Consider the following 22,294-nt stretch of genomic DNA (forward strand, 5'->3'; position numbering starts at 1 on the left):
GGGGGGTTAGCGACGAACGCTTGCGCGCTCGCTGGGCGGTGCGTACACGTCCAGAGTCTTGCCACGGAAGAAGTCCGGGGCGCGGACGTACTGGATGATCATGATGACGACGCCCAGCAGAATGACACCCATTCCCAGCACGAACACGAGGCTCATGCCGAGCAGCTCAGCATCGCTACCGAGCTCGCCGCGCCAGGCTTCACCCATGGAGAGGATGAAGAGGCCGAGGAGCATGATGCCACCGATGAGCGGGAACAGGAAGGTAAAGAAGGTGTTGCGAACGGAGTCGAACCACTGGTGACGGAAGTACCAGACGCAGGCGAACGCGGTCACGCCGTAGTAGAAGCAGATCATGATGCCGAGGGCAGCGATCGTGTCCCACAGGGCGTCTTCGCTCACGAAGCGCATGATGGCGTAGAAGCCACCGGCAGCAACAGCCGACGCAATCGTGGCGTACCCCGGGGTGAAGAACCGCGGCGTCACCTGTGCGTACTTCTTGGGTAGTGCGCCGTAGTGACCCATAGCCAATAGCGTACGCGCCGGGCCCACCATGGTGGACTGCAGCGATGATGCCGAGGACGTCAGCACGGCAAGCGACACCAGGAAGGCGAGGGGTCCGAAGATCTCACCCGACAGGTAGAAGAACACGTTGCCACTGATGTCTTCGTTCTTGAGACCGAGACCCTCTTCACCCATGCCGGCAAACATCGTCATGCCGATCGTGAGGAGCAGGTACACGATGATGATCGACACGATCGTGAGCGCTGCGGCACGGCCGGGCGTGCGCTCCGGGTCTTTCGTTTCTTCGTTCATCGTGAGCGTGACATCCCAGCCCCAGAACATGAAGATCGAGACCGAGAGGCCGGCGACGATCATCATCATGTCGGGCACGGCGAACGGGTTGAACCAGCTCCAGTCAAACGGGGTGGCGTCGTACGCGTCGCCCTGCGATGCCCGCACGATCGCGGTCACCGAGAAGGCCACGAGTACGAGCAGCTGGAAGCCCACGAGCCAGTACTGCAGCTTCTGCGACGTCTGCATGTCGCGGTACGAAATCCAGGCGGCGACCGCGACGAACACCAGACACACCGCGACGTTGATCAACGGGTTGAGCGTCAAATCGGCGATCGCGCTGTTGCCCGTGATCTGGGCGATCAGTAGGAACAAGAAATCAACGGCAATACCGGCGAGGTTCGATAGCACGAGCACGGTCGCAGCGATCAGGCCCCACCCTGCCATCCAACCCACCCACGGGCCGAAAGCACGCGCAGCCCACGTGAACGAGGTTCCGGAGTCTGGCATCACGCGGTTGAGCTCACGGTAGCCAAACGCCACCAGCAGCATCGGAATAAAGCCGACCAGCAGAATCGCGGGAATCTGTGTGCCGACGGAGGTTGCCGCCCCGCCGACACCGGCGGTGAAGGTATATGCCGGCGCGATGCAGGAAATACCAACGACAACAGCACCAATTAAGCCAACGGTTCCGGTGCTCAATCCCTTCTGGGAAATCCCAGTCGTGACCGGATCCACCTCATTGTGGGTGTTCGACATGTCAGTTTCTTTCGTTACGGGTTCGAGGAACCACGATCATCGGGACGGGGAGAACGCGCAGCATTTTGCTGGCGGTGGAACCAAGGAAGAGGCGGCGAGGCTGCGCGAGTCGGCTGGAACCAACGATGACGACTTCGCCGTCGCTCCAGTCGAGGCGCGCGACCGCATCTTCCACGCTGCTGCCGCTCGCGATGATCGCCTCGGTCTTGACATCTGCGGGCAGTGCCTGCTGCGCCTGCTGCAGAATTTCGTCGGCGTGTGACGTGCCGGCAAGGTGCAGGGCCTGCGTGTCGAGGCTTGCGGGCATATCGATCGCGACGAGCGACAGCAGGCGCAGTTCAGCACCCGTCGCCTTCGCGAGGCCGACTGCTTCGTCGAGCAACACGTCAGCGCCGATGCGCTCCCCCAGCGCCGCCGTGAAGCGCGTGATCGGGGTGGTGACGCCGGCGTATCCGGCGGGAGCCAGGACGACGGGAACGTCGCTCGAGTGCAACAGGTCGTTGGCGACCGATCCGAGACGGTGGCGACCAAAGGTTCCGCTATTTGCCGCGCCAATCACGATGTGGCTGGCGCCGAATTCGGCCGCCGCATTCGAGAGCCCCTCGGCGAACGACTCGGCCGGGCGCACGTGTGCCGCGGTGGGGATTCCCTCGGGGACGAATGCGCTCGCTTCACGCAGCCACTGCCGAGACTGCTCGCGGATGTGATCGGTATAGCCGTCGAGGGGCGGAACCACGCCGCCGCGGGCGGTGAGCGGGGCCACCATGATGAGTTCGAGCGACGTGCTGAGTGCCGCCGCCAAGCGCGAAGCGACGGCGATCGCGTCGGCGCCTGCCGGAGTCGCGGTGTAGCCGACGACAATCGGGCGGGTCATGTGCGTGCCTTTTCAATGATCTGGTCAGCGACCAGACGGCCCATGCGGATCGCACCGTCGACGTGCTGGTAACCGGCGCCGGCGATATCGGAGCATGCGAAGTTGATTGGGCCGACGGCTGCGCGAACGTCCTTGCCGTAGCGGTGCAGACCACCGAAGTCGAAGCTGGCCGCGTACGCGCCGCGGGTCCACTCTTCGCTGCCCCAGTCGGATTCGTAGTACACGACCGGGTTCTTCGCTTCTTCACCGTAGTAGTGCGAAAGCGATTCGAGAATGCGCGCCTTGCGCTCTTCGGCCGAAAGCTCAAACACACCGTCGGCGTTCTTGTCGCTCACAAAGCCGACGAGGGTGCCGCGCGGGTCGTCGTGGTTGGTGTTGTCGTAGGCCTCGTGCGACAGCTCGTACGGGCCGAACGCGGTGCCCGACAGGCCCTGCTCGCGCCAGAACGGACGGTCATACACGGCGTGCACCTTGATGACGAAGCCCATCGACAGGTGCTGGTGCATTTGGTGCTGGCGGCGCGGGAGCGGCGGAACAAACGAGATGCGCTCGTAAAGCACGGGGGCGTGCGCGAGGATCGCGTAGCGGGCGCGCACCGTGACGTCGCCATCGGCGTGAGCGACAACACCGTCGTCGCCCCACTCGAGGGTGCGCACGGGGGCGTTCAGGAAGACGTCGTCGCCGAGACGCTCGGCGAGGTGGATCGAGACCTGCTGGAGGCCACCGACGACGCGCTTGTCGAGAATGAAGTCTTCGTCAACGAGGTTCGAGAAGCTCCCCGCGCTGGCGGCCATGAGCAGTGCCTGCAGAAGCGAGAAGGCCTTCGCGGGCTTGGTGAGCATGGCACCCGCGATGAAGAGGGCAATATTGTCTTGCGCCTCAACGTCATCGGTCTGCTGTGCGAGCCAGTCAGCGAATGTGATTTCGTCGTACTCTTCGGCCTGGGGGTGCGCCCACGGCTGGTCGGCGTCGACCTCGGCGACGAGGGCGTCGAGCTGGTCGATGAGGGCGAGCATCGCTGCCTTCGTGCCGTCGGCAACCGGGAAGATGTCGCCGGTGTAGCGGCGGGCAACGCCGTCAGCGCCCACGTAAACCGACTCACCATCGCGGTAGCGGGAATAGGTCTCCAGGCCCAGCTCTTCGATCGTCTCGATGAGGGCTTCCTGGTCGGGCGAAACCCACTGGCCGCCAATCTCCAACATCGCACCGTCGATAACGTCGGTCCAGGTGCGGCCGCCAACGCGGTCGCGTGCTTCAAGAACCGCAACCGACAACCCAGCCTTCTTGAGCTGGTTCGCTGCGGTGGTTCCGGCCGGTCCTGCGCCGATAATTACGACATCACGAGTGATATCAGTCATAGACGTTGCTCCTTTGCAATCACCGGCGCCTGTGCGGCCGGTCACGATATGCCGAGGATCCGCCCCCTCCCCACGAGTTGACGGATCCTCGGTGGCTTTTTAGTTAGCGGCGAGAGCTGCTGCGATGACGTCGAGGCCATCGTTCAGCAGCGCGTCGTCGATCGACAGCGGCGGCAAGAAGCGAATGACGTTTCCGTAGGTGCCGCACGTGAGCACGATGACACCTTCGCTCATCGCCTGCTTGGCGATCGCGCCGGTGAGCGCCGCGTTGGGGGCACCGTTCTCGTCAACGAACTCGATGCCGATCATGGCACCGTGACCGCGGATGTCGCCGATGCGCTTGTCGGTTTCGGCGAGTGCCGTGAAGCGAGCGATGAGGGTTTCACCGATCTCACGGGCGCGGGCTGCCATATTGTCTTCTTCGTAGGCTTCGATCGTGGCGAGCGCCGCAGCACACGCGATCGGGTTGCCGCCGTAGGTGCCGCCGAGGCCGCCACCGTGCGAGGCGTCCATGATGTCGGCGCGACCGGTCACGCCCGCGAGCGGGAGGCCGCCGGCGATGCCCTTGGCCGTCGTGATGAGGTCAGGAACGATACCGAAGATTTCGGAGGCGAACCACGCACCGGTGCGGGCGAAGCCCGTCTGCACCTCGTCAGCGATGAAGACGATGCCGTTCGCGCGGCACCAGTCAACAACCGTCTGCAGGTAGCCGTCGGCCGGAACAATGAAGCCACCCTCACCCTGAATAGGTTCGATGATGACGGCTGCAGTGTTCTCGGCGCCGATCTGCTTTTCAATCATCGAGATCGTCTTGGCGGCGGCCTCCGGGCCGGTCAGGCCATCGCGGAACGGGTACGACGCGGGTGCGCGGTAGACCTCGGGAGCAAACGGGCCGAAGCCGCTCTTGTACGGCATCGCCTTCGCGGTCAGTGCCATGGTGAGGTTGGTGCGGCCGTGGTAGCCGTGGTCGAAGGCGACGACGGCCTGACGACCGGTGAACTTGCGAGCGATCTTGATCGCGTTTTCGACGGCTTCTGCGCCCGAGTTGAACAGCGCGGTGCGCTTCTCGTGGTCGCCGGGGGTGAGTTCGTTGAGCTTCTCCGCGACGGCAACGTAACCCTCGTACGGCGCAATCATGAAGCACGTGTGGGTGAACTGCGCGACCTGTGCCTGTACGGCGGCGACAACCTTGGGGTGCGCGTTGCCGACAGTAGTGACAGCAATGCCGGCACCGAGGTCGATGAACGAGTTGCCGTCAGCATCGACGACGACTCCGCCGCCGGCTGCGACTGCGGCGATCGGAACAGTGTGGCCGACACCGGCGGGAACGGCTGCAGCCTTGCGGTCCAGCAGTTCCTGCGAACGCGGGCCGGGAATAGCGGTGACGACGCGGCGCTCCTGCGGGAGAGTCGGTCCGCCGACGGGGGTCTGGACTGTTGCATCGATGGTGCTCATACCGTGACTGTATGCCGAACCCCATCGAACCGCACTATCCCGCACGTATAGTTGGAGTACACCAGTTATACGAAATGGACACTCGTGGCCACCACCCCCTCCGACGTGACTCCCACCCTGCGCGCGCTGCTGAGTCGCCCGGGCTTGCACTTACGGCTGGTGGGAGACGAGAGTGCACTCCCCGCGGGTGCCCTCGATCGAGCCCTGCGCTGGGTTCACTCCACCGACCTGGCCGACCCCACGCCGTTTCTTGCCGACGATCTGCTTCTGCTCACCACGGGGACGCAGTTCACCGGGAGCACCGTGAATGAGGCGCGGGAGTACGTGCAACGAATTGCCTCCCGCGGCGTCGCCGGGCTGGGCTTCGGCACCGAAGTGGTGCGTGACGGCGTTCCTCCCGACCTCGCCCTGGCGTGCGCGGAATCCGGGCTCCCTCTGTTCGAGGTTCCGTACCGCACACCGTTCATCGCCATCGCGCGCGCGAACGCCGAGGCCGTTGCCGCCCAGACCTACGCGCGCCGCAGTTGGGCACTGGATGCGCAACGAGCCATCTCCCTCGCCGCGTTGCGCCCCGACGGGCTCGGCGCAACGGTGGCCGAGCTCGCAAAGCAACTCGGGGCGTGGGTGGCGCTGTTTGACGCCGCCGGAACCATGACACGCGAATCCCCGAGCGGCGCGTTGACCGCTGACATGCGCGGCGCGCTCAACACCGAAGTCGCCTCTGTTCTTCGGCGTGGAGCGCGCGCGGGCTCAGCGCTGACGATCGCGGGTCAGCCGTTTACATTGCAAACATTAGGCCGCGGTGGGCACCTGCGCGGCGTGATCGCCATCGCGGCGGCGGAGCTTGACCAAGAGGGTCGGAGCGTCATCACCTCGGTGATCGCGATGGCCGGGCTCGCGCTGGAGCAACACCAATCCTTGGGCCGGTCACGCGCTGCGCTGCGCGCCGGGCTCATCGATGCCCTGCATGCCAACCATGCTTCTTTCGTTCGGCGAGTTGTGCGATCGTCGGGTGACACGTTGCCATCGGCGCCGGTCATCGTCGCGGCTACCAAGGTCTCCTCACGCCTCGACGCCGTCACGGAGTGGCTCGAGCTTCAGGCCGCGGAGACCCGTGGGTCGGTGTTTTTTGGGCGACATGAAGGCGACCTCGTTGTCATTGTTCGCGCAACCGATCACGACCGCCTCGGCCAACTGGCGTCTCGGTTTGACCTCACCGTTGGGCATTCCGATGCGGCCGATTACGACACCTTTGCGGAGGCACTCGGGCAAGCGCGCCTCGCTCGAGACCGGGGTACGTCAGCGGTCACGGCTTTCGCCGAGACTCATTCGTCGGGCGTGCTCGGCACGCTCGGCGCCGAGTCGCGCGTCGTGGCGAGCACGGTGTTGGAACCGCTGTACGCAGCCGATCGGCGTGGCGCGAGCGACCTCGTTCGCACCCTGCGCATGTATCTCGAATGCAATGGTTCCGCCGAATCAACGGCTTCAGCGCTGGGCGTGCATCGACACACGGTGCGTGCCCGAATCAAGACCGCCGAGCGCGCACTCGGGGTGCAACTGGACACGTTTGCGGCGCGCGCCGAAATCTGGGCTGCATTTCTGGCCGTCGATATGCCCGGTCATTGAGCCGCCATCTTCCCTTCCACCATCGGCCCTGGCGGACGGATGCCCCCCTGGAGCAGGACTACTGCTCGACGACGAGCTCCGCGAGCAGGTCAGCCATGGTTCCGGCGAATTCGGGGCCGTGACCGGGAAAGATCCTCGATTCGGGGAGGTGGGCGAGCGATTCCAAGCTCCGACGAGCACGTTCGGGCTCATCGGTGAAGGGAGAAACCGCCACCCCCGCTCGCCCCGTCAGAACATCGCGCGTGGTGACCGCGTCGCCCAGGAAGAGAGCGTTGGCGCTCGCAACCCGCACGGCGACGCTGCCCGCAGAGTGCCCCGGAACCGCGAGGATTTCGGGATCGCCAGGCAGCGCAAGAACCGCCCCGGAGGCAACCGGAACCACGTGCGTCAAAAACCGTGTTCGCCATGCTCCGCGGCGGATGGCCGACAGCAAAAATCCGATCGACGGCGCGATGCGATACGCCGACGGGGCCGGCTTCGGCTTCGCGCCGCCCCGCGCTCGATCGGCATCGCCTTCGTGAACGAAAACATCGATGCCACACTCAATGCGGAGCTCCTCGGCTAAGCCAATGTGGTCGCTGTCGCCGTGTGTCAACACGATTCCGCGGATGTCCGATACCGAACGCCCCACGGCGCGCAACGCTTCATCGAGCGCGCGGCGGTCACCACGCAGCCCAGCATCAATGAGTGTGACGCCCTGTTCCGTCACGACCGCGTGAAACGCGACCTTGTCATCACCGATCCGAAGAATCTCAACGTTCATGATGGCTACACTACGTAGCCTTGAAGGCTAATGTCAATAGCCTTATGATGAGGTCATGCCCGCACCCATTCGCGCCTCGGAAGCCGAGATGATTCGCGCCGCGCGTGACCTGCTCGAACGCGACGGTCTCGATGGCGTGACCATGAGCGCCGTCGCCGCCGCGCTCAACATCCGCCCACCGTCCCTCTATAAGAAGGTGCGCGACCGCACCGGGCTCGTGGCACTCATCGGCGACGCGGTCGCCACCGACGTACTCACGGCGCTTGACGCCATCGCGACCGAGTCCCTGGCCCCACGAGACGCCCTGGCCGGGTATGCCCGCGCCTACCGAGCCGTCGCCGCCGACTCCCCGCGCGCGATATCACTACTCTTCACGCACCCCGCCGGAACCACGGGGCCGATCCGCGAGCTCCTTGATCGCCTCCTCGCCGCCGTCGCGCGCGCGACCGCGGGCGATCCGCTCCCGATTGCGCGCAACCTCACCGCGTGGCTGTTCGGATTCTGCTCGCTCGAGCAGGCCGGAGCCTTCCGCTCGGGCGGCAATGTCGACGAAGCCTTCGAATGGGGTCTCGCCAACGTCCTCCCCTAGCAACGCCGTCATCTGCCTGCGCCCGCACGAGCACGGCGCACCATCAGGTTTCTCGCGCAGCGGGCGATGTTCTGATCACCGACTTTTCACGGCGAGCATTCGCAGAGGGACACATGGCTAAGACAAACGCGACGGGCGCACTGATCTACAGCGAAAGGCCGAGCGCGAAGGCGCTCGGCGCTTTCATCTTCGCGAGTCGGTGGCTGCAGGCTCCCATCTATGTCGGCCTCATCCTGGCGCAGCTCATCTATGTTGTGGTCTTCGTCATCGACCTCGTCGGCCTCGTCGGCGACGACGTCATCACTCCGCTCATGGAGGGTCACCACCCTAACGAGTCGACGATCATGCTCGGGGTGCTGGGCCTCATCGACGTCGCCATGATCGCCAACCTGTTGATCATGGTGATCGTCGGCGGCTATGAGACGTTCGTCTCCAAGATCAACCTGGAAGCATCCTGATCAGCCCGAGTGGCTCAGCCACGTGAATGCCAACGTTCTCAAGGTCAAACTGGCGATGGCGATTATTGGCATCTCGTCGATTCACCTCCTCAAGACGTTCATCGAAGTGACCAACATGCACGACGGCGACGCTGCCGGCATCGAAGGCGGCGGGCACGGCGCCGGCGTCACGGCCGAGGGCGCCATGTGGCAGGTTGTCATTCACATGACCTTCATCTTCTCCGCGCTGGCCCTCGCTTGGATCGACAAGATGCCGGTCACGACCGACCTCAAGGGCCGTCTCGCTGAAGCCGAGTCTCAGCGAATCCGTAGCGAAGCGAACGTCATTGAGGCCACGCGAACGCTTCCCGCGCTCGCTGACGCGTCGCCCACCCGCACCGAGGCATAGAGGCGACCCGCTCAGGCGTTAGGCCACCAGCGCGTCGATGGCTACGGGCGTCAGCGCGGGGGTGTTGGCGCCCGAGTGCTGAGCGACAATCGCGCCCGCAGCGGAACCACGACGCAGGGCCGCCTCAAAGTCCGCACCGGTTGCGATAGCCGCAGCGAACGCTCCGCAAAACGCATCACCGGCGCCCGTGGTGTCAACCGGGGTGATCGCGAAGGCATCGATGTGAATCGGATCGGCGCCGACGCGGTATCCATCGACGCCGTCGCCGCCGCGGGTCACCACGACCATTTCGACACCCAGGTGTTGAAGCGCGTCTACGCCACCAAACTCCTCGCACTCGGTCTCATTCACAATGACGGCGTCGGCGAGCGAAAGCAGGGTGAGCGCTTCACGGTTTGCTGGCGCCGCGTTCACGATCGAAAAAGCGTCGGCCTCGGCGGCCGCCGCGAGTGCGGAAGCGACCGTTTCCAGCGGAACCTCCAACTGCGCGAGCACGACGGCGGCCCCCGCGACGGCTGCCTCAACATGATCGCCCGTGAGGTGCGAATTGGCACCCGCCGCGACCACGATCGAGTTGTCGCCGTCGGGGTACGAGAAGATGTGCGCGACTCCCGTCGGCGCGTCTGCGGTCGTCAGCATGGTTCCGACCACCCCGGCCGTCTCCAGCGTCTGCTGGAGGAATACTCCGGCATCGTCGGCACCGACCATGGCGCTGAATCGGGTCGATGCGCCCGCGCGCGCCGCAGCGATCGCTTGATTGAGCCCCTTGCCGCCCGCGTGCCGACCGAGCGCGTCACCGAGGAGCGTCTCGCCCACCTGAGGGGGCCGGGCAACACCGACAACGAGGTCAAGGTTGGCACTGCCTACGACAACAACGTCACGCGACATCGATTCTCCTTCGTCCCAGCCAGGCTAGCGCCCGCGCCGGGCCGCATGCACACCGCGTGACGTTTCAACGTCACGCTCGGTCTGCGCGATGAGCTTATCGACGGTCGCGAAGGCCACGGTCGTGCGCAGCAGATCGAGAATTTCTACCGCCATGATCTGCCCGTACAGGTCGATCGTGACGTCGTGCAGGTACACCTCGACGCGCGGCGCCCGCTCACCACCGAATGTCGGGTTCGTGCCGACCGAGACGGTCGCGTCGAACTCGCCTTCGATACCCTCGACGGTCGCGATGGCGACATACACGCCGTCTTGCGGAACCTCGTGGCGCGCGAGTTGCAGGTTGGCCGTGGGGAAGCCCAAGACACGACCACGGCCGTCACCCGGGACGACCCGCCCTCGCACGCGCATCAGTGTGTCAAGCGCGGTCATCGTCGGAACGAATCGCGCGGTAGCGGCTCTGGTGGAACAGCAGCGGCTCGACGTCTTCGAAGACCGTCACGTCGAGGATTTCGTACAGACCAATGACGTGGTCACCGGCGTCCACGGTGTTGTACGGACGGCACGTGAGCCAGAGTGCGGCACCTTCGAGCAGAACGGCGCCACCCTCGGAGGTGTTCCATACGTGGTGTGCGAAACGGTCTTCGGCGTCACGCGACGACAGCAGACGACTGAGCGGCTCTTGCGAATTGGTCAGGACGCTCATGCCGAGCTCGGGAAGGGCCGACAGTACCGGCCAGGTGCGCGACGTCTTTGCGGCGCTCACGGCGACGAGTGCCGGGTCCAGCGAGATGGAGGTAAAAGAGTTGACGGCCATGCCGACGGGGCGCCCCTCAGCGATGGCGGCCAGTGCCATGACACCGGTGGGGTACACCGAGAAAGCCCGGCGCAGGTCGTGGCTGCGCGATGCGTTTTCAGAGGTTGCAGTAGACATGGGCACTCCCGTTCATATAGTCAACATTGACTAGTTTGAAGTGTACGAATTATTTCTGGTCTTCACAACCTGAAATTAGGCAAAGTGCGCCTATACGATGGACGCATGTCAACGACGCGACTCATTGTGCTTGGTGCGGTCAAGCAGTTTCAGCCTGTCCACGGCTACTTCTTGCGGCGCGAGCTCATGACGTGGCACATCGACGAGTGGGCGCACATTCAGCCCGGCTCGATCTACAACGCTCTGCGCGCCCTTGAAGTCGATGGCTACATCGAAGAGTGCGGTGTTGAGGTCGACGGCAAACGTCCGGCGCGCACGACATACCAAATCTCCGCTGCCGGCGAGGTCGAACTGCAGCGCATGCTGCGCGAGAACCTCTGGAACGTCGCCCCGTTCGACACCCAGGGCATCATGACGATCGCGTCGTTCATGTTCGTGCTGTCGCGCCAGGAGGTCATCGCGGGGCTGGAGAACCGCCTCACCAAGATCGATGCCCTCGTGCTCACCAACGGTTTCCAGGTGCAAGACACCCTCACCTCCCCGACGACGCCGAAGTACGTGCGCGAGATCTTCGACCTTTCGACCGCTCGTCTGGTCGCCGAAAAGCAGTGGATCAGCGCCCTCCTGGAGCGCCTCAAGGCTGGCGAATACCATTTCTCGGGTGAATAGCATCGCCCGCGCCTAGCAACACCCGGAGCTAGCGCCCCCAGACATCACAAATGCCCCGGACGAAATCGTCCGGGGCATTTGCTTACGGCCTAGCTACGTCGGTAAGCCGAGCCGGGGTGTGAATCTGCCAGGTCTGGGCTGTTGGTGCCCAGCAGGCGCTCACGCAGCGTCGAGGTCTCATCGCTCATGGGACCGATGCGTCCGCGCTCACGCAGAATCGGCAGCACGTGCTCGACGAAGTCCTTCGTCGATGCCGGCGGAATAGTCGGAGCAAACAGGAAGCCATCGAGATCGCCGCCATCAGCGAGCTCAATCATCTTGTCGGCGACCTGCTCCGGCGTACCTACGATCGGGCGAGCGCCCACGCCGTGGGCGTGCCAGTCGTCCAGAACGTTGCCGACCGTCTTGTCTGCGAATCGCGCGACCTGCGTCTGCGACAGCTCGGTGTGCAGTTCCTTCATGGGCGTGTCGCGGTCGAAGCTCGACAGGTCGAGTCCGGTGAACCACGCGTACGATGCCACGGTCAATGCCGGGTCCTGCGCGTCAGCAACGGAGGCGTACTTCGCCTTGGCCTCTTCCTCGGTCGAACCGACAATCGCGGCCATGGCCCACATCACCTTGACCTCGTCTGCGCGACGGCCGTTCTTGACAGCCTCCGCACGAATAGCCGACGAGTGCCCCAGCAACTGCTCTGCGGTTCCGGAGCCCACGAAGATCGCCTCACCGTGCTTGCCGCCGAATTCGCGACCGGCCGGCGATGCACCAGCCTGGAAGAGTACCGGCGCACCCTGCGGCGAGCGCTGCGTGTTGCCGTAACCGTGCGAGCGGAAGTACTTGCCCTCGTGTGCGATGCGGTGCACCTTGCTGGCGTCGGCGAAAACGCCATTCTTGTCACGCACGAGTGCGTCGCGCTCCCACGCCTCTTCCCACAGCTTGTAGACAACCTGCATGAACTCGTCAGCCATGACGTAGCGCTCGTCGTGACCAACCATGTCAACGCCAAATGCCTGCACGGCGGTGTCTGCGGTTCCGGTCGTCACAATGTTCCAACCGATGCGACCACCCGACAGGATGTCGAGAGTCGCCATGCGACGAGCGAAGGAGTACGGCGGCTCGAGAAGAACGGAACCAGTGGCAACGAGACCGAGGCGGGTCGTCTGCGGGATGAGTGCCGCGAGGACGATCGCCGGGTCCAGACGCGGGAGGTCGAGCCCCTCGGTCGTAGCGATGTCAGGCCGGGTGCCGTTGACCTCTGCCCAACCCCACGCGTCAGCGAGGAAGAGGAAGTCGAATCCGGCATCTTCAGCCAGCTTGGCCGTCTGACCCCAGTAGTCGAGACGATCAAAGAGGTAGCGCTGGTTGTCGGGGTGACGCCACGTCGACGTTCCCGAGTCATTCGCCTGCGCGTTCTCAAACAGTCCGAGACGAAGCTGCTTGACCATGGATATTTCCTTACCTTCAGGCGGCCGTCGGTTGACGGCCCGCTGGATCTTTTAGCCCTTGGCGACGATGTCGCCTTCGGCCCACCACAGCACGCGCTTGCGTACCAGGGCGAGCACAGCGATCAGAGCGACACCCATGACACACAGCAGGGTGATAGCGCCCCACGTGACGGGCAAGTTTGCTTGGGCAGCCGACGTCGTGACGAGGGATCCGAGACCGGCCTGCTGGCCAGCCGCGACGAACTCGGCGACGGCAGCACCAACGACGGCGAGCGGCAGCGCGATGCGGAGGCCCGCGAAGACGAACGGCATGCAGCCGGGCAGGCGCAGGTCGCGGAAGATCTCCCAGCGGCTGGCGTGCAACGTCTGGAAGACGTCGAGCGCCCGTGGGTCAACGTCGCGGAGACCCGCGAGGGAGTTGACCAGCATCGGGAAGAACACCACGAGACCGGTGACGATGAACTTCGGGATCATGCCGAAGCCGAACGCCACAACGAGTGCCGGCGCGATGGCCACGATCGGGGTCACCATGATGATGATCACGAGCGGCATCACGGCGCGTTCAATGATCTGGAACTCGGCCATGATGACCGCGACCAAGAAGCCCGCGATGATGCCACCGCTCGCACCGACGACAACTTCGAGCAGCGTGACCAGGAAGTTCTGCCAGTACATGCCCGCGTCTTCGATGAGCGTGGTCGCGATCGCCTCGAGCGACGGGATAACGTACGGGTTCGTCCACGCCACGATCTGCCACAGCGCGCCCGCGATGAAGAAGGTGATGAGCGTCGGGACCCAGTTGGTCCACTTCAGCCACGACGGGATCGCCTTGGGCTGCGCGGCACGCTCTTGCGATGCAAGAGTTGCCGTTGCGGTTCCGATTTCAGGCATATGCCTTCTCCATCTGCGCGTGCAGCGAACGTCGAACGATGCCCTCGAGCTCACGGAACTCATCGGTGGCGTACGACTCAGCCGTGCGCGGGCGGGGCAGGTTGACGTCGATAATTTCAGCGATGCGGCCGGGGTGAGCGGCCATCACCACGATGCGGTCCGATAGCACGATGGCCTCGGGCACCGAGTGGGTGACGAACATCACGGACTTTTGGTTCGACTGCCAGAAGTCGAGCAGGGCGATGCGCTGCTGGTCGCGGTTGATCTCATCGAGCGCCGAGAACGGCTCGTCCATCAGCATGATGGTCGGGTCGAACACGAAGCCGCGGGCGATGGCAGCGCGCTGCTGCATACCCCCACTGAGCTGGCCCGGGAACTTGTTCATCGCCTGACCCAGGCCAAACGACTGCAGCAGTTCGGCGGGGTCGCGCAGCTGGCGACCGGCGTTGCCCTTGCGGTTGACCTTGAGCGGAACCTTGACGTTGTCGATCACGGACTTCCACGGTAGTAGGGCGGGAGACTGCGGCACGAGCCCAATGAGCTTGTCTCGCGAAGCCTCTTTCACCGACTTGCCACCGACGGTGACGGTGCCTTCGTCTTGCTCGACGAGGCCAGCCACCACCTTCAGCAGCGTCGACTTACCGCAGCCCGAGGGGCCAATGACCGAGACGAACTCGCCAGCGCCAATGGTCAGGTTGATGTCGCTGAGAACCGTGACGCGCGAGCCCGGCTTACCGAATGCCTTGCTGACGCCACGGACCTCAACGCCCGAGCTGGCAACTGTTACTTGCTCGGCCATACCAGCGCGTCTCCGTCATAGAGGTCAGCGACGAGGTCGGTGTCCATCATCTCTTCGATCGCGGGGAGGCTCTTGACGTTGCCGTACTTCTTGACGAGTTCGTACTCCGGCTCCCACATCTCAACGGTCTGCACGCCGGGGTGTCCACCCTCTGAGGTACGCACCCACTCGGACTCAACAGCCCACGTGCGAGCAAGCTGCTCACGCGGGAAGGCCGCGCCCTGGCCGTTTTCTTCAGCCAGCTCGGCGATCATGTCGATGCACTTTTCGTCATCGGTGAGGCAGAAGTCGAGGGCCTTGAGCGTTGCGCGCATGAAGTCAGCGGCAACCTCGCGGTTCTCAGCGAGGAAGCGCGAGTTGACCTCCATCACGTTGTACGTGCCCTTGACGTCGTACTCGGACGGAAGGAACTGCACGAACGGCTCACCTGCGGCCTTGAGCGCTTCAGGCTGGTTCGATGCGTAGCCAACGATGGCGTTGACCTGGTCACGCACGACAACGGTCGGGTCGTAGTTGGTCATCTTGACCATTTCGACCTTGGAGGTGTCAACGCCAGCCTCGTCCAGCATCGCCGACGCGATGGGCGTCAGGTTGATGAAGTAACCGAGGGATCCGCCCTCAAGGTCTTTCAGGCTGTCGAGCTTCTCGTTGCCGAAGATCGAGAACGGCGGGGTGGTGCCGTAGGTGGCAACCGCCGTCAGGTTCTTGCTGTTCGCGGCGGCCAGCATCACGTCAGATGCCGAGCCGAGAGCCGTGAACTGCGCCTGACCCGAAGCGACGAGCTGCTGACCGTTAGCGCCCGACGCGTTGATTTCAACGTCGAGGCACAGCTCGTCAAAGTAGCCCAGCTCTTCAGCAAGGAAGACGTCAAGCTGGCCGGCGCTAGCGGAATAGCCGTATCCGGAAATGTACGTGATCGTGCCGACAGCCTTATTCCGTTCACAGAAATCGCTGGAGGATTCTGCGCCCGTGTTGCTGTCAGCGGGGGTTCCTGCGCAAGCGGCCAGCAGCAAGCTGGCAGCGAACACGCTCGTCAGGGTGGCGACTCGGCGTCGAGTCATTCCTGAAAAGGAAGTAGCCATGGTGGTCCCTTCTCGGCCGTTCATCATTGATGGCTCTGCGAAGGTAACATAGTCAAGATTGACTAAGCAAGATCAAATTAGATTGCTTCTCACTGACTGGAACATGACGGAACCCCGGAGCAGTATCCTGGGAGCGTGAGTTCCGAGATTCCCGAGGTCGAAGTCGAAGGCGACATGATTCGCCTCGGACAGTTCTTGAAGTACGCCAGCCTGGTTGACACCGGTGGCGACGCCAAGGCCGTCCTCGCTGATGGACTCGTATTCGTCAACGGCGAAGTCGAGACTCGTCGCGGCCGCCAACTACATGACGGCGACATCGTCGACGTCGCAGAGGCGGCGATCGCCCGCGTGCGCCTGCTCGGGTAGCGCGGCGCCAGCGGCCGCCGCCGAAGCGCTACTGCGGGGCGTGGGCGGCCAAGAACTCGTAGACGTCGGTCGTGTCGACGCCGGGGAACGCGCCGGTCGGGAGGGTCGCCAACAACGTGCGCGGGGTGCGCACGTTCGGCCACGAGTGCTCCCGCCATTCGTTCTCCAGCTCCGCTGGCGCGCGACGGCAGCAGACCTCAACACCGTGTCGCGAGACCCCACGATTCTGAGTGTCACGTCCCACGAACCACTTGGTGTCATCGAATCGCACACCAACGCTCACCGAGTGCACGCCCTCGCTGGACTGCTCGACGCGGGCCGTGCACCAGTACGTGCCATTGCCGGTATCCGTGTACTGGTAGTACGGGTTGAACTTGTCTTCCACCTCGAAGACTTCACGGCTCGTCCACTTACGGCAGCACATCTGGCCTTCGATCGAGCCCAGACGATCCGTCGGAAAGTTCACATCGTCGTTCTCATAGGCCTTCGTGATGGTTCCGGATTCGTGCACCTTCAAAAAGTGCACCGGAATGTCGAGATGACGAGTGGCAAGGTTCGTGAAACGGTGCGCCGCGGTCTCGTACGACACCGCGTACGTGTCGCGGAGGTCTTCAATCGAGATGGCGCGATGCTGCTTGGCGTCTTGTAAAAAGCCCGCCGCGTGGTCTTCGGGAATCAGAATCGCACCCGTGAGGTAGTTCGTCTCCACGCGCTGACGCAAGAAGTCGGCGTAGCTCGTCGGCTCAGCGTGGCCCAAGATGCGCGACGACAGCGCCTGCAACAGCGCCGTGCGCGGGTCACCCTTCGCGGTGAGCGAGCGCGATAGGTACAGGCGTCCGTTCTTGAGGTCGGCGACGGATCGCGTCGACTGCGGCAGGTCGCCCACGTAGTGCAGCGTGAAGCCCAGGTGACCGGCGATGTCGGCAGCCGTGCGCTGCGTGATGGGGCCACCCGGGTGCCGCACGGCGGCGAGCAGCTCGCGCGCCTTCGTCTCGAGCTCGGCGAAGTAGTTGTCTTGGTCGCGCATCAGGTGACGCAACTCAACGTTCGCGCGTCGCGCCTCCTCCGGCGTTGCCGCCCGCTCATCACGCAACCGGTCAATCTCACCGTGCAGCGCAAGCATCGCACGCAGCACGTCGGTCGGCACCGTCTTGGAGATGCGGAACGAATCAATACCCAACGCGCGGAAGGTCTGCCCGCCCATCGCACGTTCGAGGGCGATCTCCATCGTGGCGCGCTCATCGAGCGTCTCGGACTCCCACAGCGTCTCCAGCGTCACACCCAGGGCCTTCGCAATCGATCGCAGCAGCGTGAGCTTGGGCTCGCGCTTGCCGTTCTCGATCATTGAGATCTGACTCGGCGCGCGATCCACGGCCGCGGCGAGCTGCTCGAGCGTGATACCGGCGGAGGTGCGTACCTGACGAATTCGGCGCCCAAGTGTGAGGACGTCCAGCTCTTCTGACTCATCTGCGAGTGTCATGCGGGCCATTCTGTCACAAGAACAGAAATATTTGAAAAGTTCTCCTTGAAATTGGTCTCACCACGGGTTGTTCTTCTCCCAGAGTGGAACCAGACCACAGCGGATCCCCCGCTTCCCCAAATGAGGAGAACACCATGAGCACCGCATTCCTCGACGACACGACGACCCGACCGGCTACCGGTTCGATTCCGACGGCTGGTCAAGACGTAGAGATCGCCGGCGAGATCCGTGAACGTTACGAAGAGATCCTTACCCCCGAGGCCATTCGCTTCGTCGCGGAGCTCCACCACCGTTTCGCTGGCCGCCGCCACGACCGCCTCGCCGACCGCATGCGCCGTCGCTTCGAGATCGGTAACGGCCGCGACCCGAAGTTTCGCAAGGACACCGCGCACATCCGCGAGGACTCCCGCTGGCGCGTTGCTGGCGCTGGCCCCGGCCTCGAAGACCGCCGCGTTGAGATCACCGGTCCGACCGACCCGAAGATGACAATCAACGCCCTCAACTCGGGCGCCAAGGTTTGGCTGGCTGACCAGGAAGACGCCACCAGCCCGACCTGGAAGAACGTCATCGAAGGCCAGTTGTCGCTGCGCGACGCAATCCGGGGCGAACTCACCTACACGAGCCCCGAGGGCAAGCGCTACGAGGTCACCGCGACCGAGACGCCCACGATCGTGATGCGCCCACGCGGCTGGCACCTGGTGGAGAAGCACCTGCGCTTCACCGACCGCCTCGGTCGCCACATGGCCATGAGTGCCTCGCTCGTTGACTTCGGCCTGTACTTCTTCCACAACGCGCACGCCCTGATCGACTCGGGTCGTGGTCCTTACTTCTACCTCCCGAAGATCGAGTCGAGCGAAGAAGCTCGCCTGTGGGACGACGTCTTCAGCTACAGCGAGGAAGCCCTCGGCATCAAGCACGGAACCATCCGCGCAACCGTGCTGATTGAGACGCTGCCGGCCGCGTTCGAAATGGACGAGATTCTGTTCGAGCTGCGCGACCACTGCGCTGGCCTCAACGCCGGCCGCTGGGACTACATCTTCTCGATCATCAAGAACTACCGTGGCCGCGGCGCACGCTTCGTGATGCCAGACCGCAGCGAAGTGACGATGACGGTTCCGTTCATGCGTGCGTACACCGAATTGCTCGTCAAGACGTGCCACAAGCGTGGCGCACACGCGATCGGCGGCATGAGCGCGTTCATCCCGAACCGCCGCGACCCCGAAGCAACGGCGCGTGCACTGGAGAAGGTTTCGGCAGACAAGAACCGCGAGGCTGGCGACGGCTTCGACGGCACCTGGGTGGCTCACCCCGACCTGATCCCCGCCGCTCAGGCTGAATTCGATGCCGTGCTCGGCGACCGCCCGAACCAGCTCGACCGTCAGCGTGACGACGTCAAGGTGAAGGCTGTTGACCTGCTCGACGTTCACATCGGTCGTCCGATCACGGCGCAGGGTGTGCACGACAACGTGTCGGTCGCGATCCGCTACGTTGAGGCCTGGCTGCGCGGCGTTGGCGCCGTTGCCATCGACAATCTGATGGAAGACGCGGCAACCGCCGAGATCTCCCGCTCGCAGGTGTGGCAGTGGATCCACCAGGACCGCACCACTGAAGATGGCACCGCCATCACCCGCGAGTACATCGAGCAGTTGATCCAGCAGACCCTCGCCGAGGTTCCGCGCACCGACGGCGACCGCTTCGACGACGCAGCCGACGTCTTCCGCGAGGTGGCAACGGGCGATGACTTCCCGACGTTCCTCACGACGGTGGCGTACTCAAAGTACCTCACGGACTAAAGCCGTAAACGAAAGCGGCCCCGGGGTTCCAGAATCGGAACCCCGGGGCCGCTTTCGTATGCCGGTTACGCCATCGGAATGGCGGTGTACAGAATCCAGGTGAGCAGGAAGCCGGAAACACCAAGGATCGTCGTGAGCGGCGTCCAGGTGCGGAGGCCATCCTTGACCGAGAGGCCGAGGTAGCGCGTGACAACCCAGAAGCCGGAGTCGTTGACGTGGCTCAGGCCCAGCGCGCCGTAGCCGATCGCAACGGCGACGAGGGCGACGTGAATCGTGTCGAGGGCGACGTGAATCGTGTCGAGGCCGAGCACCGAAACCGACGGCAGCAGGAGACCCGCGGTCGTCGTGATCGCGACGGTTGCCGACCCCTGCGCCGCACGCATGATGAGCGAGATGAGGAACGCAGCCAGCAGCAGCGGCATGCCCGAGTCAGCGAGCACGTTCGCGACAGCGCCACCGATTCCGGTCTCGGTCAGGATGCGACCGAACGCGCCACCGGCACCGGTGACCAGGATGATGACCGCAGCGGCCGGCAGCGCCGACTCCATGACCTCGCCGAGCTTCGCAGCCGACCAGCCGCGGCGAACGCCGAGGAAGAACATCGCGGCGGCGATGGCAACCATGAGCGCGAAGATCGGTTGACCGATCATCGACAGGAAGCCGTTCCAGAACGTGCCTTTTTCGAAGAGCGGTGCAACCGCCGTACCCATCATGATCATGGCAAGCGGCAGCAGAATGAGGGGCTCTACGCCGATTGAGCCGCTGTACGCCGTGCTGGCGTGCATCGTATGTATGGCGCTGATCCTCTCTGTTCCCCTACCACTAGTGGCCGGACCCGCGATTCTCATCATCTGGGTGCGAGATCGCCACCGTGCGCCGCCCCATCCCATCTCGGCTAGGAGAGCGAAGATCGGACTTGGCTTCGGTTTGGCGCTGGCGTTTATCTCCGCGGTCGGCGTCCTCTGGTGGGCGACGACAAAGACAATGTTCGCCGTCCCGCTGTTCCCGGACTTCCTCACCTCTTCCACTCCTCTAGCTCTCCTGACGATCGTGATCGCGTCGATCATCAACGCTGTGTGGAAAGAAGCGCTCTGGCGAGGCGCCCTTCTGGCTCGATTGCGTGGAGCGTATGGCGCGACCGGCGCCGTGCTCATCTCGTCAGTGGGTTTCGCGGCTGTGCACTTCTATGCGATTCCGGATGGGTGGGCCGGCGTGGCCCTGACAGGGCTCTTTGCTGTCGGCGCGGCCACCTTGTCGTTGTACCTGCGAGGGCGAATCTGGGCTGGTGTCGGGGCGCACATCGTCGCAGACTTCGTTCTACTCGGGTATCTACTGAGACTATGGTGACCACATGAATCAACAGTTCGACGAGATCGTGCAATACCTTCGCGTGCAGCTAGCGGGTAGAGGAGACGTGATCGTGGGAGATAAACAAGTTGCTCTCGTCCCCCGTGGGGAGGGTCTGGTTATCGCCCTCAGCGCGTGTGACGAAGACAGCTTGTTAATTCAGACTGGCTCTGGTCTCCGAATCGGCGTCGGCATCGACCACCCTACGAGCGCTGATGCTTTCGCCGCACCCATCATCGCGATTGTAGATGGACGGCTCGTCGAGCACCTGCCGCCGACCTTCACTCTAGACATCGGTGGGGGCGCTTCGCTCAGCACACGTCAGCCAGACGACGCCACTGCCGTTCCTCAACCCGCGTGGGGCCGATCATCATCGCTTCGGGCGTGAGCTCAATGCCGCGCTGTCTGTCAGGACACTGACGCGTGTCCGACGAAGGGTGCGTCGGTGCGGTGAACTCAACGGTAGTATCGCCGTCTCACTTATTTACAGCTTTTCGAGACATCGAAGCCGTGCTCTGAGTGAGTGCCGGCGTTCGTGTAATTCTGCAGAGCGGTGTGTCTCGGAAAGTTGTCTTGCCGTGATCTGTCTTACCCAGGTGCGCGACGGGGTTTATTGAGTCACACTGGCGGTATGAGGCTTCTGGGGTACACGCGAGTGAGCACGTCCGGTCAGGGTGCGCAGCTGCAGCTCGACGCACTCGTGTTGGCCGGCGTGCAAAAACACGACGTGTTCGCGGACGTCACGTCGGGGAGCCGGGCAGCGATCGAACGCCCCGGGATGAAGAAGCTTCTCGAGCATGCCGCCGAGGGTGACACGGTGGTCGTCTGGCGGGTTGACCGTCTCGGCCGTTCTCTGATCGACGTGCTGAATACGGTAAACCTGTTGCGCGGGCTCGGTGTGCACGTCCGGTCCATTTCGGACGGGATCGACCCTACGACCTCGACCGGGCGGCTGATGTTGAACATGCTCGCCACCCTCGCGGAGTACGAGCGGGAACTGATCGTCGAACGAGTAACCGCGGGGATAGCGGCAGCCCGACAGAATGGGACCCGGTTCGGCCGGCCTGTGTCAGACCCTGCGGTGATCGCGGACAAGCTTCAGCTGGCCAGGGAGGCGCTGGCGAAGGGACGCACCGCCGAGGACGTTGCCCGCCTGGTCGGGTGGAGCCGGGCCACTCTTTACCGTCATCAGCAGGCCGACGCTGCGCGCGGAAGCGCCGCAATGTAGGTGAGCAGTGGACGCCGAGGAGCGATGGCGGGTACTTCGACTTCATGTCGAAGACCAGGTTCCGCTCGCGGCCCTCGCCCGGGACACCGGGATCAGTGCTCGCACGTTGCAGCGCTGGCACCGCCGGTACCTGGACGACGGGATCGCGGGACTGAACCTGCAGCCCCGCGTCGATGCAGGAACCCGGCGCACCGCTGCTGAGACTGTCCTATTCATCGAACATCTCGCGCTGACGAGACCACGCCCGAGCCTTGCGACGCTGCATCGACTCACCGTGGCGGAAACAACCCAGCGGTAGACCGGTCCCGAGCTACGC

At 64.0% G+C, this 22,294-nt stretch carries 23 protein-coding genes and 1 pseudogene; 10 read left to right on the forward strand and 14 right to left on the reverse strand.

From position 1 onward, the window contains the following. Positions 1 to 6: 6 nt before the first annotated feature. From ACQUSY_RS05125 to gabT, 4 genes are all read right to left on the reverse strand, one after another. Complete coding sequence (locus ACQUSY_RS05125; protein ID WP_428903428.1) at positions 7 to 1,551, reverse strand: APC family permease; 1,545 nt, start codon at positions 1,549 to 1,551, stop codon at positions 7 to 9. Position 1,552: 1 nt separating this feature from the next. Beyond that, positions 1,553 to 2,425 (reverse strand): universal stress protein, encoded by an 873-nt coding sequence (locus ACQUSY_RS05130; protein WP_428903429.1) that lies wholly within the window; start codon positions 2,423 to 2,425, stop codon positions 1,553 to 1,555. Beyond that, positions 2,422 to 3,783 carry a flavin monoamine oxidase family protein gene (locus ACQUSY_RS05135; protein WP_428903430.1) on the reverse strand — a complete coding sequence of 454 codons (1,362 nt, stop codon included), beginning with the start codon at positions 3,781 to 3,783 and terminating at the stop codon, positions 2,422 to 2,424. Before ACQUSY_RS05135 ends, ACQUSY_RS05130 begins: the two co-directional genes overlap by 4 nt. Before the next feature lie 99 nt (positions 3,784 to 3,882). Beyond that, on the reverse strand, positions 3,883 to 5,238 hold the full coding sequence (gene gabT / locus ACQUSY_RS05140) for a 4-aminobutyrate--2-oxoglutarate transaminase (RefSeq protein WP_428903431.1): 1,356 nt from the start codon (positions 5,236 to 5,238) through the stop codon (positions 3,883 to 3,885). 84 nt (positions 5,239 to 5,322) lie between these two features. Between gabT and ACQUSY_RS05145 the strand changes: the two genes are divergently transcribed. Next, positions 5,323 to 6,864 (forward strand): helix-turn-helix domain-containing protein, encoded by a 1,542-nt coding sequence (locus ACQUSY_RS05145; protein ID WP_428903432.1) that lies wholly within the window; start codon positions 5,323 to 5,325, stop codon positions 6,862 to 6,864. A gap of 58 nt (positions 6,865 to 6,922) precedes the next feature. On the opposite strand, the gene ACQUSY_RS05150 is transcribed toward ACQUSY_RS05145, so the two are convergent. Then, positions 6,923 to 7,627, reverse strand: coding sequence for an MBL fold metallo-hydrolase (locus ACQUSY_RS05150; protein ID WP_428903433.1), 705 nt, complete (start codon positions 7,625 to 7,627; stop codon positions 6,923 to 6,925). A gap of 55 nt (positions 7,628 to 7,682) precedes the next feature. On the opposite strand from ACQUSY_RS05150, the gene ACQUSY_RS05155 reads away from it, so the two are divergent. Continuing rightward, a complete protein-coding gene (locus ACQUSY_RS05155) occupies positions 7,683 to 8,216 on the forward strand; it encodes a TetR/AcrR family transcriptional regulator (protein WP_428903434.1) in 534 nt (177 codons plus the stop codon). Positions 8,217 to 8,329: 113 nt separating this feature from the next. After that, a pseudogene (locus ACQUSY_RS05160) lies at positions 8,330 to 9,062 on the forward strand (TIGR00645 family protein). An 18-nt stretch (positions 9,063 to 9,080) separates the two neighbouring features. Here ACQUSY_RS05160 and ACQUSY_RS05165 read toward each other — a convergent pair. Genes ACQUSY_RS05165 through ACQUSY_RS05175 form a run of 3 tightly spaced genes read right to left on the reverse strand, consistent with a single transcriptional unit; the run spans position 9,081 to position 10,881 of the window. Further along, entirely contained in the window at positions 9,081 to 9,950 is an 870-nt protein-coding gene (locus ACQUSY_RS05165) for a PfkB family carbohydrate kinase (RefSeq protein WP_428903435.1), read from the reverse strand. Positions 9,951 to 9,974: 24 nt separating this feature from the next. Then, the gene (locus ACQUSY_RS05170) at positions 9,975 to 10,379 is read right to left on the reverse strand and encodes a riboflavin kinase (protein WP_428903436.1); all 405 of its coding nucleotides are present in this window, start codon (positions 10,377 to 10,379) and stop codon (positions 9,975 to 9,977) included. Further along, the gene (locus tag ACQUSY_RS05175; RefSeq protein WP_428903437.1) at positions 10,366 to 10,881 is read right to left on the reverse strand and encodes a flavin reductase family protein; all 516 of its coding nucleotides are present in this window, start codon (positions 10,879 to 10,881) and stop codon (positions 10,366 to 10,368) included. The genes ACQUSY_RS05170 and ACQUSY_RS05175 overlap by 14 nt, the downstream gene beginning before the upstream one ends. Before the next feature lie 105 nt (positions 10,882 to 10,986). Here ACQUSY_RS05175 and ACQUSY_RS05180 point away from each other — a divergent pair, with 105 nt between their 5' ends. Beyond that, the gene (locus tag ACQUSY_RS05180; protein ID WP_428903438.1) at positions 10,987 to 11,550 is read left to right on the forward strand and encodes a PadR family transcriptional regulator; all 564 of its coding nucleotides are present in this window, start codon (positions 10,987 to 10,989) and stop codon (positions 11,548 to 11,550) included. 89 nt (positions 11,551 to 11,639) lie between these two features. Here ACQUSY_RS05180 and ACQUSY_RS05185 read toward each other — a convergent pair whose 3' ends face one another. The 4 genes from ACQUSY_RS05185 to ACQUSY_RS05200 are packed head-to-tail and all read right to left on the reverse strand — an operon-like array spanning position 11,640 to position 15,764. Continuing rightward, positions 11,640 to 12,992, reverse strand: coding sequence for an NtaA/DmoA family FMN-dependent monooxygenase (locus ACQUSY_RS05185; RefSeq protein ID WP_428903439.1), 1,353 nt, complete (start codon positions 12,990 to 12,992; stop codon positions 11,640 to 11,642). Positions 12,993 to 13,043: 51 nt separating this feature from the next. Next, positions 13,044 to 13,883 carry an ABC transporter permease gene (locus ACQUSY_RS05190; protein ID WP_428903440.1) on the reverse strand — a complete coding sequence of 280 codons (840 nt, stop codon included), beginning with the start codon at positions 13,881 to 13,883 and terminating at the stop codon, positions 13,044 to 13,046. Next, on the reverse strand, positions 13,876 to 14,682 hold the full coding sequence (locus tag ACQUSY_RS05195) for an ABC transporter ATP-binding protein (RefSeq protein WP_428903441.1): 807 nt from the start codon (positions 14,680 to 14,682) through the stop codon (positions 13,876 to 13,878). Before ACQUSY_RS05195 ends, ACQUSY_RS05190 begins: the two co-directional genes overlap by 8 nt. Continuing rightward, complete coding sequence (locus ACQUSY_RS05200) at positions 14,667 to 15,764, reverse strand: ABC transporter substrate-binding protein (RefSeq protein ID WP_428903442.1); 1,098 nt, start codon at positions 15,762 to 15,764, stop codon at positions 14,667 to 14,669. Before ACQUSY_RS05200 ends, ACQUSY_RS05195 begins: the two co-directional genes overlap by 16 nt. Before the next feature lie 135 nt (positions 15,765 to 15,899). On the opposite strand from ACQUSY_RS05200, the gene ACQUSY_RS05205 reads away from it, so the two are divergent. Then, positions 15,900 to 16,130, forward strand: coding sequence for an RNA-binding S4 domain-containing protein (locus ACQUSY_RS05205; protein ID WP_428903443.1), 231 nt, complete (start codon positions 15,900 to 15,902; stop codon positions 16,128 to 16,130). A gap of 28 nt (positions 16,131 to 16,158) precedes the next feature. On the opposite strand, the gene ACQUSY_RS05210 is transcribed toward ACQUSY_RS05205, so the two are convergent. Next, entirely contained in the window at positions 16,159 to 17,619 is a 1,461-nt protein-coding gene (locus ACQUSY_RS05210) for a helix-turn-helix domain-containing protein (protein WP_428903444.1), read from the reverse strand. A gap of 125 nt (positions 17,620 to 17,744) precedes the next feature. Here ACQUSY_RS05210 and aceB point away from each other — a divergent pair, with 125 nt between their 5' ends. Continuing rightward, positions 17,745 to 19,403, forward strand: a complete 1,659-nt coding sequence (aceB, locus tag ACQUSY_RS05215) for a malate synthase A (protein ID WP_428903445.1) — start codon at positions 17,745 to 17,747, stop codon at positions 19,401 to 19,403. A 65-nt stretch (positions 19,404 to 19,468) separates the two neighbouring features. Here aceB and ACQUSY_RS05220 read toward each other — a convergent pair whose 3' ends face one another. Next, positions 19,469 to 20,188, reverse strand: coding sequence for a GntT/GntP/DsdX family permease (locus tag ACQUSY_RS05220; RefSeq protein ID WP_428903446.1), 720 nt, complete (start codon positions 20,186 to 20,188; stop codon positions 19,469 to 19,471). A 7-nt stretch (positions 20,189 to 20,195) separates the two neighbouring features. Here ACQUSY_RS05220 and ACQUSY_RS05225 point away from each other — a divergent pair, with 7 nt between their 5' ends. The 4 genes from ACQUSY_RS05225 (at position 20,196) to ACQUSY_RS05240 (ending at position 22,276) form a co-directional block, all read left to right on the forward strand. After that, on the forward strand, positions 20,196 to 20,750 hold the full coding sequence (locus ACQUSY_RS05225; protein WP_428903447.1) for a CPBP family intramembrane glutamic endopeptidase: 555 nt from the start codon (positions 20,196 to 20,198) through the stop codon (positions 20,748 to 20,750). 4 nt (positions 20,751 to 20,754) lie between these two features. Next, positions 20,755 to 21,138 carry a hypothetical protein gene (locus ACQUSY_RS05230; protein ID WP_428903448.1) on the forward strand — a complete coding sequence of 128 codons (384 nt, stop codon included), beginning with the start codon at positions 20,755 to 20,757 and terminating at the stop codon, positions 21,136 to 21,138. Positions 21,139 to 21,381: 243 nt separating this feature from the next. Next, complete coding sequence (locus tag ACQUSY_RS05235) at positions 21,382 to 21,978, forward strand: recombinase family protein (RefSeq protein ID WP_428903449.1); 597 nt, start codon at positions 21,382 to 21,384, stop codon at positions 21,976 to 21,978. Between the two features lie 7 nt (positions 21,979 to 21,985). After that, positions 21,986 to 22,276 (forward strand): helix-turn-helix domain-containing protein, encoded by a 291-nt coding sequence (locus tag ACQUSY_RS05240; RefSeq protein WP_428903450.1) that lies wholly within the window; start codon positions 21,986 to 21,988, stop codon positions 22,274 to 22,276. The last annotated feature ends 18 nt before the right edge of the window (positions 22,277 to 22,294 follow it).

It is taken from the genome of Microbacterium daqui, assembly GCF_050408675.1.
Taxonomy (GTDB): domain Bacteria; phylum Actinomycetota; class Actinomycetes; order Actinomycetales; family Microbacteriaceae; genus Microbacterium.